This window comes from Yersinia frederiksenii ATCC 33641, assembly GCF_000754805.1.
Lineage (GTDB): Bacteria > Pseudomonadota > Gammaproteobacteria > Enterobacterales > Enterobacteriaceae > Yersinia > Yersinia frederiksenii.
This window is the reverse complement of sequence record NZ_KN150731.1, coordinates 2,764,636-2,777,668: the sequence shown is the minus strand read 5'-3', so window position 1 is coordinate 2,777,668 and position 13,033 is coordinate 2,764,636. Positions and strand designations below refer to the sequence as shown.

Genomic DNA, 13,033 nt, shown 5'->3' with positions numbered 1-13,033 from the left:
AATTAATCCACAGTCACTGTCAAATAGCGGTTCATATAAGCCGGAATATCCGGAGCAGGCTGTAGCAAAGTATCAACAAAAGCATCGCGCTCAAAGGCGATTACCTGCAAATCCCACACACAGAAAGATTCATCTCGTGCCGCGCGCCAAATACCTTGTTCCTGTACCCAGACTTTCACGCGCAATTCATTTTCATTATCCCACCACCCGACAATCAAGTAATTCAGTGTCTTACCCTGATGCTCGATCACCAATCCCACTCCGGGGCGATTCACTGTTTCAGCTTCATCAGGTAACCACTGTCTAACGAGCTGATAAGCCGGGGCGTAATCGGGAGCCGCCCCCTGTGCTTGCGAATAACGAATAACATAGCATTTCAACTGCCAACGGCTAAGGTTTTTGCTGCCCGCGGGCGTGATGGCCCTGGGTAAATAAGGTTGTGGTTGCCAGCTTAGGTTTTTTTCAGCGACGGCGACTGGCGGTTGCGAATCCAATGCATCCAGAGTTTGTGCCACAGTTTTGATATCGGCAAAACGCTCGACAAGCACGGTTTCAGTGCGCAGCTTCAGCTCCTCACTGCTGAGTAGCACGCCATTGGGTTGGGTCATTGGGAAGGTGAGTGTCGCCTCAGTGACAAAAGTCACCTGATAACCCAGATCTGACGCCACGCGAGCGGTAGTTTCACAGCATTGCTCCGTGCGCATACCGGCAATAATCAGGTGATTGATATGCCGCTCCCTGAGCCATTGATCCAGGCCTGAGTCAGTTAGCGCATTATGCACCCGCTTGTGTACGGTAACATCCGCTTGATGGGATACCAGCGACATGGGCTTAACATAACCCGAAGCCAGTGAAAACGGCCCTGCGGCAGCCACATGGAAGACATCCACCAGAGCTACGCCCCGCTGCTTGCAGCCCGCTATCAGCTGGTTTAATGCCGTAGAAAATGCAGGTAAATCTTGTTGCTGCCAAAAATCTTTATGCTCGAACGACTGTTGGACATCGATGATTAATAATGCGCTGTTAGTCATTTCCGGCCCTCCTCTGTATGGGTAGAGGGCCATCATCACCGTATTTTACGTTAAGTGGAATGCCAAATCCGGCCATCATAGGGAGTAAAAGAGACCAGATTAGCGCGGTGACTTACATTAAGGGCAATAATTGCTGATAAAGCTGTTTAAAGGTGCCGCGACGAGCCGCGTAATACTCATGCTGCTGAGCATCAGGATAATGGCTCTGTTCCAGCGGCAGGGCAGGCAGTAAATCTGCCAATGGAATATTCGGATTCAGCGCAATTTGTGCCAATCGAGCCGCACCCAGTGCTGGGCCGACATCTCCTCCGGTACGATACTCCAATGTTTGGCCGCTGATATCTGCCAGCATTTGCCGCCAATAGGGGCTGCGTGCACCACCGCCAATCAATGTAATCGATTTAGGCTGCAATCCAGTGGCATGTAGGGCATCCATCCCGTCGGCTAAAGCAAATCCTACCCCCTCCAGCACTGCACGGGCTAAATCTGCTTGACCATGTTGGTGAGTAAAGCCCCAGAAAGCCCCTTTAGCATCTGGATTATTGTGAGGCGTTCGCTCGCCAGAGAGATAGGGCAGAAACCATACCGGCGTGTCTGATGGTGGCGTATTTTCCACCGTTTTAATGAGTGCGGGAACACTTTCAGTGCCAGTGAGTTGGCAAGCCCAATCAAGACAGGATGCGGCGCTCAGCATCACTGACATCAGGTGCCAAGTATTCGGTAATGCATGGCAAAAACTGTGAACTGCACTGGCGGGGTTGCTAAGAAAGCCATCACTGACCGCAAAATAGACGCCGGAAGTCCCCAGCGATAACATAGCTTGCCCGGTTTGATACAAGCCAACGCCGATGGCTCCGGCAGCGTTATCGCCACCGCCAGCCACTACCGGCACTGGTTTTATTCCCCAGCGGCTTGCAATATCTGCACTGACATGGCCGGTAATCTGGCTGCCTTCGAACAGTGCTGGCATGTGTCGGCGATTCAGACCACAGGCCGCCAACATTTCATCGCTCCAATCACGTTTGGCGACATCCAACCACATAGTTCCGGCGGCATCTGACATATCAGAGGCGAAATCGCCGCTGATGAGAAAGCGAAGATAATCTTTTGGTAACAGTACTTTATCGATGCGGCTGAAAACATCTGGCTCATGCTCTGCCACCCATTTCAGTTTCGGCGCAGTAAAGCCCGGCATCATCAGGTTACCGGTAATCTGACGCGATTCCGGCACTGCTTGTTCCAGCGCCAGGCATTGGGGAAAACTGCGGCCATCATTCCATAGAATGGCTGGGCGTAGCACTTGGTGCTGTTTGTCCAGTAAGGTCGCGCCGTGCATTTGCCCGGTCAATCCAAGGGCTTTTACCTGTTGTAAATCATGTTCTGCGGCAAGAGCTTGCATGGCTTGATCGGTCGCCTGCCACCAATCGGTAGGGTTTTGTTCTGACCATAAAGGATGTGGACGAGAGACGGATAACGCAGCACCTTGGCTGGCAATCACTTGCCCGTTTTCAGCCAATAGAATAGCTTTAACGCCGGAGGTACCCAGATCGATGCCAATGTACATGTGTTTTCCTTATAGGGTAACAATGGGGTACTGAGTACCCCATATTATGAGCTTTCAAGCCAAACAGTGATTAGCCAAATAAGTAGCGGTTAACTAGGTTCTCCAACTGCTCTTGATGCCCACTATGGTGCTGCGGGTTCAGATTATGTTGGCCGGCATAACGCGCCAAATCTTCCAGCGACAGCTTGCCTTGCAGGATTTGCTGACCCAATTCAGTATTCCAACCTGCATAGCGTTTTGCGACGCGTTGATCCAATTGGCCATCTTCAATCATTTTGGCAGCAATTTTCAGGGCTAACGCCATGGTGTCCATCGCCCCGATATGGCCATAAAACAGGTCATATTTGTCGGTGCTTTGGCGGCGTACTTTGGCATCAAAATTCAGACCACCGGTGGTAAAACCACCTGCTTTAAGGATCTCAAACATCACCAGCGCATTCTCTTCCACACTGTTCGGGAACTGGTCGGTATCCCAACCCAGTTGCGGATCTCCGCGGTTTGCATCTACCGAGCCAAAAATGCCTAAGGCAATGGCACTGGCAATTTCATGGTGGAATGAGTGGCCAGCCAGAGTGGCATGGTTGGCTTCAATATTCACTTTAATCTCTTTTTCCAGCCCAAATTGCTTGAGGAAGCCATAAACAGTCGCAACATCATAATCATATTGATGTTTGGTAGGTTCTTGTGGTTTTGGCTCAATAAGTAAGGTGCCTTGGAAACCGGTTTTGTGTTTATGTTCAACGACCATCTGCATAAAGCGGCCAATTTGCTCGCGCTCTTGGCGTAAATCTGTATTTAACAGTGTCTCGTAACCCTCACGTCCGCCCCATAACACATAGTTTTCGCCGCCGAGTTTTTGGGTGGCATTCATGGCAGTGAAGACTTGAGTCGCGGCCCAGCTAAAGACTTCCGGGTCTGGATTGGTTGCTGCACCAGCCCCATAGCGCGGATGAGTGAAACAGTTGGCGGTACCCCATAATAGTTTTACGCCGCTGCTCTCTTGTTTCTCGGCCAATACATCGGTCATCACCGCAAAATTATTCAGATATTCTTTAAGAGATGCGCCCTCAGGTGAAACATCCACATCATGGAAGCAGTAATAAGGCACATTCAGTTTGTGGAAGAATTCAAAAGCGACATCGGCTTTGCGTTTGGCAAGATTGAGAGCATCACCCGACTGTTGCCATGGGCGCTCAAAGGCATTGCTACCGAACATATCGGCACCGCCCCAGCAGAATGTGTGCCAGTAACAAGCGGCAAAGCGCAGATGGTCGGCCATCCGCTTACCAAGGATAATTTCATCCGGATTGTAGTGATGAAATGCCAGCGGATTATCGCTCTGGCTGCCTTCGTAACGCACTTGTTCTAATTCATCAAAATAAGATTGCATGCAATACTCCTTGGAAGCAGGCCCGCATTGCCGGGCTGGTGAGCTTTTATCTTCGGAGTTGTTGGCTATTCTCTCAATTACGTTATTTCACACTTAAATTCAGAGAATTATTAATTGTGGTGTAGATCTCATAAATAACCGATTAATTATAAAAACACCTGAATATTCATTGCGCTGATAACATCTCTGACGGGAATTATGTGTTTTGTAGGAAAGAAAACATGATCGTTATCATAAAATTAACATTAAACCAAAAAACATAATTGGCGGATGAAAATCTGTAATTGCCGATGGGCAAATAAGCGTCAACAATCCCTATTGTAGTTGATGTTTACCGTTTCTCTTACCCTGCTTGCACAATAAGAAAGGTACTGAAAGATGAAATTTAAGAACATTTTACTCTCCGCTTGCGCCGCACTGGTAATGATTAGCCAGCCCGGATTCAGTAAAGAAATTAAAATCGGTATGGCGATAGATGACCTCCGTCTTGAACGCTGGCAGAAAGACCGCGATATTTTTGTTAACAAAGCTGAGTCACTCGGCGCTAAAGTATTTGTTCAATCAGCAAATGGCAATGAAGAAACTCAAATGTCGCAAATCGAGAATATGATTAACCGCGGCGTTGATGTGCTGGTTATTATTCCCTACAACGGACAAGTATTAAGTAACGTTATTGCTGAAGCAAAACGAGAAGGTATAAAAGTTTTAGCTTATGACCGCATGATAAATAATGCTGATATTGATTTTTATATCTCCTTTGATAATGAGAAAGTGGGTGAGTTACAGGCCAAAAGTTTGGTTGAACGAGTGCCGCAGGGCAATTATTTCCTGATGGGGGGCTCACCGGTCGATAACAACGCCAAATTATTCCGTCAAGGGCAAATGAATGTACTTAATCCTTTGATAAAAGAAGGGAAAATCAAGATAGTGGGCGACCAGTGGGTTGATGCCTGGTTGCCGGAGAATGCTTTAAAAATCATGGAAAATGCCTTAACAGCTAACAATAACAACATTGATGCTGTCGTCGCCTCTAATGATGCCACTGCTGGTGGGGCTATTCAGGCACTGGCAGCACAAGGGTTGGCAGGTAAAGTGGCTATATCTGGGCAGGATGCTGATTTGGCAGCAATAAAACGTATTATTGCTGGCACCCAAACCATGACGGTATATAAGCCAATCAGTAAATTAGCGAATGATGCCGCAGAAATTGCTGTGACTTTAGGTAACGGCGAACAACCGCAATCAAACAGTAAATTAAATAATGGCATTAAGGATGTCCCCGCGTATTTATTAACGCCAATTTCTGTGGATAAAAACAATATCGATAGTACAGTTATTGCCGATGGGTTCCACAAAAAAGCAGATATTAATTAATTTACTGCCTGGATTTTATCCGGCCTATTAAATTAACTGTTATTTCATATATGCCAAAGTGCTTGAGGTTGTGGTTAACATTTTACAGCCTCAAGTGCGAAGGTTATATGGGGGAATTATGCCCTACCTGCTAGAAATGAAAGAAATAACCAAGCAATTCGGCGTTGTTAAAGCTGTCGATAATATCAGCCTGACACTTGAGGCTGGAGAAGTATTATCTTTGTGCGGGGAAAACGGTTCTGGAAAGTCCACATTAATGAAAGTGTTATGTGGTATTTACCCTACAGGCTCCTTTCAAGGGGAAATAATTTTCGCCGGTGAAACGCTTCAGGCCAAAAATATTCGTGATACAGAGCAAAAAGGCATTGCCATAATTCATCAGGAATTGGCATTAGTGAAGCAAATGTCAGTGTTAGAAAATATGTTCCTCGGCTCCGAATGGGGGCGTTTCGGCATTATGGACTACGATGCCATGTATTTGCGCTGCCAGCGGATGCTGGCACAGGTAAAACTGGTGGTAGACCCTCACACGCCAGTGGGTGAGTTGGGGCTAGGGCAGCAGCAATTGGTTGAAATCGCGAAAGCGCTAAACAAACAAGTGCGGCTGCTGGTGCTGGATGAGCCAACGGCTTCTCTCACTGAGAGCGAAACCGCGATTTTGCTGGATATTATTCGTGACCTACGTAATCACGGCATTGCCTGCATCTATATTTCGCACAAGCTAAATGAAGTGAAAGCGATATCGGACCATATCTGCGTGATTCGCGATGGGCGCCATATTGGTACTCGCCCGGCTGCAACCATGAGTGAGGATGACATCATCGCCATGATGGTGGGGCGCGAACTGAAAGAACTCTATCCCCACGAAGCTCATCACATTGGTGAAGAAATTCTCCGTGTAGAAAATCTCTGCGCCTGGCACCCGGTAAACCGCCATATCCGCCGAGTGGATGAGGTCTCTTTCTCCTTGAAACGCGGTGAGATTCTTGGTGTTGCCGGGCTGGTGGGCTCTGGTCGGACAGAAACAGTGCAATGCTTGTTTGGTGTCTACCCAGGCCGCTGGCAAGGGGATATTTTTATTGATGGTAAGGCGGTCACCATCAGTCATTGCCAGCAGGCCATGAAGCTGGGCATTGCAATGGTGCCGGAAGATCGCAAAAAAGATGGCATCGTGCCGGTTATGGGGGTAGGGGCCAATATCACACTGGCTGCATTAGATGATTTTACCGGTTCTTTTAGCATGCTGGATGATGCGAAAGAGCAATCAACTATCGTGCAGTCCTTAGCCCGCTTAAAAGTGAAAACGTCTTCTTCGGAACTGGCGATTGCTCGCCTGAGTGGGGGGAATCAGCAAAAAGCGATTCTTGCCAAATGCTTACTGTTGAACCCACGAATTTTGATTCTCGATGAACCGACACGCGGCATCGACATCGGTGCAAAATATGAAATTTATAAACTTATCAATCAATTGGTCCAGCAGGGGATAGCGGTTATTGTGATTTCCTCTGAACTGCCGGAGGTATTGGGATTAAGTGATCGTGTGCTGGTCATGCATCAAGGGCGCATCAAAGCTGATCTCATTAACCATAACCTGACTCAAGAAAAGGTCATGGAAGCCGCACTCAGGAGTGAACCCCATGTCGCAAGCTAATCAAACTGAAGTTAATACACCAGAAAATGGCAATAAAAAGCCATTATTTCGGCTAAAATCGCTTAATTTACAGGTTTTTGTCATGCTGGCGGCGATCGCCGTTATTATGCTTTTTTTCACTTTTACCACCGAAGGGGCGTATCTTAGCGCCAGAAATATCTCGAATTTACTGCGGCAAACAGCCATTACCGGAATTTTGGCTGTGGGGATGGTTTTCGTCATTATTTCGGCAGAAATTGATTTATCGGTTGGCTCAATGATGGGGCTATTGGGTGGTATCGCGGCAATTTTTGATGTGTGGCTTGGATGGCCATTGCCGCTCACTATCGTGGTTACATTGGGTTTGGGTTTACTGCTCGGAGCTTGGAACGGGTGGTGGGTTGCTTATCGCAAAGTGCCTTCGTTCATTGTCACCCTCGCTGGGATGCTTGCTTTTCGTGGCATCTTGATTGGTATCACCAACGGCACCACGGTGTCACCGACCAGTAATGCCATGTCACAGATTGGTCAAAGTTATCTGCCAAATGGGCTCGGATTTGGTATTGGTGCCATTGGTTTGATGCTGTTTGTTGCCTGGCAGTGGCGTCGGCGTAGTCATCGTATCCGGTTGGGCCTGCCCGTAGCGGCCCCACAAGGGGATGTGACCCGCCAATCTATTACCGCTGTTATTGTTCTTGGTGCCATATATTTATTGAATGACTATCGTGGTGTTCCTACTCCGGTATTAATTCTTACGGCATTGATGCTGGCTGGGATATTTATGGCGACTCGCACCGCGTTTGGCCGTCGGATCTATGCCATTGGTGGCAATATTGATGCAGCTCGCTTGTCGGGGGTGAACGTTGAGCGCACCAAATTGGCGGTATTTGCGATTAACGGCCTGATGGTTGCCATGGCAGGTTTGATCCTCAGCTCACGTCTGGGCGCGGGTTCACCTTCTGCGGGGAACATTGCTGAGCTGGATGCTATTGCCGCCTGTGTGATTGGCGGCACCAGCCTTGCCGGAGGGATAGGCAGTGTTGCAGGGGCGGTTATGGGGGCATTTATTATGGCTTCTCTCGACAATGGGATGAGCATGCTAGATGTGCCGACTTTCTGGCAATACATTGTCAAAGGTGCAATATTGCTGCTGGCCGTGTGGATGGATTCCGCCACAAAACGTCGGGTGTAACCTTATCTCACAGTAAAGAGATCAATGCGATATTGCATTGATCTCTTTGCCATCCAACTCTTCTATTCCACCCATTTCAGGAGCTATTCCATGTTTGAGAAACGCTACCGGATAACCTTGCTATTTAATGCTAACAAAGTGTACGACCGGCAAGTGGTGGAAGGTGTCGGCGAGTATCTGCAAGCATCACAATGCGACTGGGATATCTTTATTGAAGAGGATTTTCGTTGCCGCATTGATAATATCAAGGATTGGTTGGGTGACGGCGTCATTGCTGATTTTGATGATCGACAGATAGAGCAATTGTTGGTGAATGTTGATGTCCCGATTGTGGGGGTGGGAGGGTCTTACCATCAAGCAGAAGATTATCCGCCAGTTGATTATATTGCGACCGACAATGCGGCCTTGGTAGAGGCCGCTTTTATGCATTTGAAAGAAAAGGGATTAAACCGCTTTGCTTTCTATGGGTTACCTGCCAGCAGTGATAAGCGCTGGGCGCAGGAGCGGGAATATGCTTTTCGACAATTAGTGGCAGCAGAACAATATCAGGGCGTGGTTTATCAGGGGATGGCGACTGCGCCCGCTAATTGGCAATACACACAAAATCGGTTGGCAGATTGGGTACAAACATTACCACATCAGACGGGTATTATTGCTGTAACTGATGCCAGAGCGCGTCATCTATTGCAAGTCTGTGAGCATTTGGATATTGCAGTACCCGAGAAGTTGAGTGTCATTGGTATTGATAATGAAGAGTTAACCCGTTATTTATCCCGCGTGGCGCTTTCGTCAGTAGTGCAAGGCACTCGGCAGATGGGGTATCGGGCGGCCAAGTTACTGCATCAACGTCTGAACCAGCGCCAGAAACAACAAGAATCCCCGTCATTGCAGCGCATTTTGGTGCCACCGGTCAAAGTGATGGCGCGGCGTTCCACGGATTTCCGCTCATTACGAGATCCGGCAGTGATTCAGGCCATGCATTATATCCGCCATCATGCTTGTAAGGGGATTAAGGTTGAGCAAGTTCTGGATGCCGTGGGGATGTCGCGATCGAATTTGGAAAAGCGCTTTAAAGATGACATAGGGCAGACTATTCATGGTGTTATTCATGAAGAAAAACTCGATCGGGCGCGCAATTTACTGTCTGCAACCTCATTACCTATCAATGAAATTTCGCAAATGTGTGGCTATCCATCACTGCAATATTTCTATTCGGTATTCAAAAAAGGCTATTCGATTACCCCGAAAGAACACCGTGATAAATATGGCGAAGTCAGTTATTAGCCATTTCCATACCGAAGATGATGATTTTGCCCCCTCCAATAGGGTGAATTATTCATGATGCTTATCTAATGGATAGCACCATACAATAAACACGCTATAATCCTTCCCTTACCCTCTTTCCTTATGGAAGATCATCGTCCCCGGTGGGGCGGCTGGACTTCAAATCCAGATGGGGCCGCCAGCGGTCCCTGGCAGGTTCGACTCCTGTGATCTTCCGCCAAAGCTCTTCCGTATCACTCCCAGAAAGTCCTAAAAATACCAATAAAACCAATAGATAGAGCATTTTATTGTCCGTGGGCGTCCGAGTTAATCTCTCTAAATCCGTAACAAATGTGTATAGTAAAGGGTATAGAATTACCCTATACCTTTTTGAGCTATACACATGCCACTTTCAGATATCCAGATTCGCCGTGCTAAACCACAAGAAAAAGCCTATACCCTGAGTGACGGGCAAGGGCTATCACTCTTAATTGAACCTAACGGCAGTAAAGGATGGCGCTTTCGCTATCGTTTTGCCGGTAAAGCTCGATTAATGTCATTAGGAACTTATGACCTGATATCCCTAGCTGAAGCTCGCTCTAAGCGAGATATGGCACGTAAGCAGGTTGCAGATGGAACAGATCCCGCAGAGCTAAAAAAGGCTGAGAAGTTAGCGCAGAGGCTTTCATCGGAAAACTCTTTTGAGGCCATAAGCCGTGAGTGGCATAAAGCCAAAGCCGATCGCTGGTCATTGGGCTATAGGGAAGAAATCATGAGTACCTTCGAGGCGGATATATTCCCATATATTGGTAAACGGCCAATTGCAGAAATCACACCGCTGGAATTACTTGATGTGCTCCAACGTATCGAAAAGCGTGGAGCCTTAGAAAAAACTCGCAAAGTACGTCAGCGCTGCGGGGAAGTATTCCGTTATGCCATTATTACTGGTCGTGCTGAATATAATCCCGCCCCTGACCTTGCCAGCGCATTAAGCACACCAAAGAAGCAGCACTATCCGTTCCTGTCTGCTGAAGAAATGCCATATTTTATTCGTGACCTAGAGGGGTACACCGGCAGCATCATAACCAAGAACGCCGTAAAGATATTGATGTTAACTGGTGTGCGAACTAAGGAAATGCGTTTTGCTACTTGGCAGGAAATCGATCTTGAGAGTGGCTTGTGGGAGATTCCAGCAGAACGAATGAAAATGCGCCGCCCTCATACCGTTCCACTGTCTACGCAGGTTATAGCGCTATTTAAACAGCTTTTACCCATCACCGGGCATTACCCTTATATTTTCATTGGACGAAATGACCGTAAAAAGCCTATAAGCAAAGAGGCAGTAAGTCAGGTCATTGAATTATTGGGTTATAAAGGCCGTGCGACGGGTCACGGATTTAGACATACCATGTCAACGATATTACATGAGCAAGGTTATGATAGTGCATGGATAGAGCTACAATTGGCTCACGTTGATAAGAACAGTATTCGCGGTACTTATAATCATGCGCAGTATCTTGAAAAACGTAGAGAGATGTTGCAGTGGTATGCTGATTTTTTATACACGAAAGGGTGTGGCTAATTTATGACAGCAAGACAGCATAGGATTAGTAATTATTGGGATGTCATTTATGATCCATTAATTGAATTAAGTGATTTTGTATGTATGAGTTTTGACGATCTCAAGCATAATACTGGCCCGTGTCTGGGACTCTTTGACTTGGCAACGGTTGTAGACAATATTAAAATTGTTAAAGATACAAATTTTAAAGAATGTGATTTTTATGGTGAATTAAATGTAACAAAGTTGAATTTCAAAAAATGTACGTTTAAAAAAGTGTCTTTTGGCTATTCATTTTTTAAAAACACTAAGTTTCAGAATTGTATATTTGAAAAATGTAGCTTGGCTATGGCTAAATTCGAAAATTGCCAATTCAATGACTGTGAATTTACAGATACTTCATTTTCAGGAAATGAAACTATTTTTGAAAATACACAGATAAACTCTGAGGTGTTAATAAAATCAGGATATACAAATTTAGATGAATCAGTTTTGAAAGAGAAAGGAACCACGGCTGAATATCAAACATCTAGATTTGAGACTACTAAGGCAAAAATGGCAAGAATGGTTTTAAACTCACTATCGTCAACAGCAGATGATGATTTGTATTATAACTCTGTTAAAATTTACTTAATAAGTAGAACAAGAGCTAGAATTTATAAATATAAGTATAATGCTGGTAATGAAGATGGTTTATTTAAAAAAATATATTCTAGATTTAAAATGGTTGCTACTAAGTTTGAATTATTGATACTTTGTGTTTCTGGATTTGTGAATAATTGGGGTAATGGGTTGTTTCGTGCGCTCATGGTTGGTCTGCTTCTAATACTAGCATTTTGCATATACTATTATAGCTATTTTGGAACAACTGTTCTTGGTAGTTTAATTAAAAGTATAGATATTACATTCCTAGCTGGATATACGAAGCATGTCACAAAAGAAACTGCAACATCTCAACAATGTGTCATGCTATTAAATATGTGCCTTGGTTTATGGTGGTATGCAATAATAATACCAACTTTGATTAACAGAATATGCAGTACAAGACAATGAATATTAAATGTTTAGCATTGTATGGCAGTTGTGCACGTGGTGATCAAGATGCATCATCTGATATTGATTTTTTTTCTATACATGATCAAAACGAATATAGAATGTATATAAATGGTAATTTTAATATAGCACTTTACCCTGAAAGAAAAGCTTTTGAAATCATGAGAGCTGGGAACCTTTTCGCACTGCATATTAAGGAGGAAAGTAAGCCAATATTCAACAAGGAGATGCTTAATACTTTAAAAGATTGTTTCGAGTATAAAGATTCGTATTGTGAAGAGATTTCTATCGCGTCCACTTTGGGACGGTTTATTTTGAATGAACATAATAAAATTAAGAATTTCGCGCTCTTAAATAAACGACTATCTTGGTGCGTAAGAACTATTTTAATAGCAAAGAGTGCAGAGATTAAAGAGCCTGTATTTTCAAGGGATGATATCTCAAGAAAATTTTCATGTCTGAAAGTTAGTGAGTCCGTTATAGGGTCTCTTATCGATTTAAAGAAAAAAAACACTAAAGAAAAAAGATCAGTAAATTTAGCAAGAGTTTTTTTTGAACATTTTTCGCCAATTAATGAATATAAAAATATACCAATTGAAAGTAATTTCTTTTTAAGAAAGACAGTTGGTAAGCTGTTATCAGATAATAATAACTCAGATTGTAAATATTAATATTAATTGAAATTTTTCTGGGAGTGCCATTACCAATTTACAGTTATTAATTTAAAGTTAAGTTTGTGCTTTTTTTCCATGATTATGGCTAGCGCGCAATGGTCCCCCGCCTACGCGCTCTGACTTTATCATGCACTTTTCATGCATGACATAGAGAGCCTACAAGCCCTTGTGGTGCGGTGTTTCAGATGTTTTGATGCTGGGGTGTTGCATGCAAATTCATGCACTATATGCATGCAGTGCTCTTTTTGGCAGGCTAGCCAGAGAAAAAGCCCTTGAACGGCAAGGGCGTAGTGGTGAGCGT

The 13,033-nt window shown here is 45.1% G+C and carries 10 protein-coding genes and 1 tRNA gene; 8 read left to right on the top strand and 3 right to left on the bottom strand.

The annotated features are described in order from the left end of the window. Nucleotides 1–2: 2 nt before the first annotated feature. The 3 genes from DJ58_RS09470 to xylA form a co-directional block, all read right to left on the bottom strand. Nucleotides 3–1,031, bottom strand: coding sequence for an isochorismatase family protein (locus tag DJ58_RS09470; protein WP_004707240.1), 1,029 nt, complete (start codon nucleotides 1,029–1,031; stop codon nucleotides 3–5). A 112-nt stretch (nucleotides 1,032–1,143) separates the two neighbouring features. Then, nucleotides 1,144–2,595: a xylulokinase gene (gene xylB / locus DJ58_RS09475; RefSeq protein WP_004707239.1), complete on the bottom strand. Its 1,452-nt coding sequence runs from the start codon at nucleotides 2,593–2,595 to the stop codon at nucleotides 1,144–1,146. Between the two features lie 70 nt (nucleotides 2,596–2,665). Beyond that, nucleotides 2,666–3,985, bottom strand: a complete 1,320-nt coding sequence (gene xylA, locus DJ58_RS09480) for a xylose isomerase (RefSeq protein WP_004707238.1) — start codon at nucleotides 3,983–3,985, stop codon at nucleotides 2,666–2,668. A 378-nt stretch (nucleotides 3,986–4,363) separates the two neighbouring features. Here xylA and xylF point away from each other — a divergent pair, with 378 nt between their 5' ends. The 8 genes from xylF to halB all read left to right on the top strand — a co-directional run bounded on the left by xylF (nucleotide 4,364) and on the right by halB (nucleotide 12,729). Beyond that, nucleotides 4,364–5,359, top strand: coding sequence for a D-xylose ABC transporter substrate-binding protein (gene xylF, locus DJ58_RS09485; protein ID WP_004707237.1), 996 nt, complete (start codon nucleotides 4,364–4,366; stop codon nucleotides 5,357–5,359). 118 nt (nucleotides 5,360–5,477) lie between these two features. Continuing rightward, on the top strand, nucleotides 5,478–7,010 hold the full coding sequence (locus DJ58_RS09490; RefSeq protein WP_004707236.1) for a xylose ABC transporter ATP-binding protein: 1,533 nt from the start codon (nucleotides 5,478–5,480) through the stop codon (nucleotides 7,008–7,010). After that, the gene (xylH, locus tag DJ58_RS09495; RefSeq protein WP_032910558.1) at nucleotides 6,997–8,181 is read left to right on the top strand and encodes a xylose ABC transporter permease XylH; all 1,185 of its coding nucleotides are present in this window, start codon (nucleotides 6,997–6,999) and stop codon (nucleotides 8,179–8,181) included. Before DJ58_RS09490 ends, xylH begins: the two co-directional genes overlap by 14 nt. A gap of 90 nt (nucleotides 8,182–8,271) precedes the next feature. Beyond that, nucleotides 8,272–9,465: a D-xylose utilization transcriptional activator XylR gene (gene xylR, locus DJ58_RS09500; RefSeq protein WP_004707234.1), complete on the top strand. Its 1,194-nt coding sequence runs from the start codon at nucleotides 8,272–8,274 to the stop codon at nucleotides 9,463–9,465. 125 nt (nucleotides 9,466–9,590) lie between these two features. Next, nucleotides 9,591–9,685, top strand: a tRNA-Sec gene (locus tag DJ58_RS23430). 162 nt (nucleotides 9,686–9,847) lie between these two features. Further along, on the top strand, nucleotides 9,848–11,026 hold the full coding sequence (locus tag DJ58_RS09505; RefSeq protein WP_004707233.1) for a tyrosine-type recombinase/integrase: 1,179 nt from the start codon (nucleotides 9,848–9,850) through the stop codon (nucleotides 11,024–11,026). 3 nt (nucleotides 11,027–11,029) lie between these two features. Then, entirely contained in the window at nucleotides 11,030–12,058 is a 1,029-nt protein-coding gene (halA, locus tag DJ58_RS09510; RefSeq protein ID WP_004707232.1) for an anti-phage Hailong system effector protein HalA, read from the top strand. Next, nucleotides 12,055–12,729 (top strand): anti-phage Hailong system nucleotidyltransferase HalB, encoded by a 675-nt coding sequence (halB, locus tag DJ58_RS09515; RefSeq protein WP_032910609.1) that lies wholly within the window; start codon nucleotides 12,055–12,057, stop codon nucleotides 12,727–12,729. Before halA ends, halB begins: the two co-directional genes overlap by 4 nt. The last annotated feature ends 304 nt before the right edge of the window (nucleotides 12,730–13,033 follow it).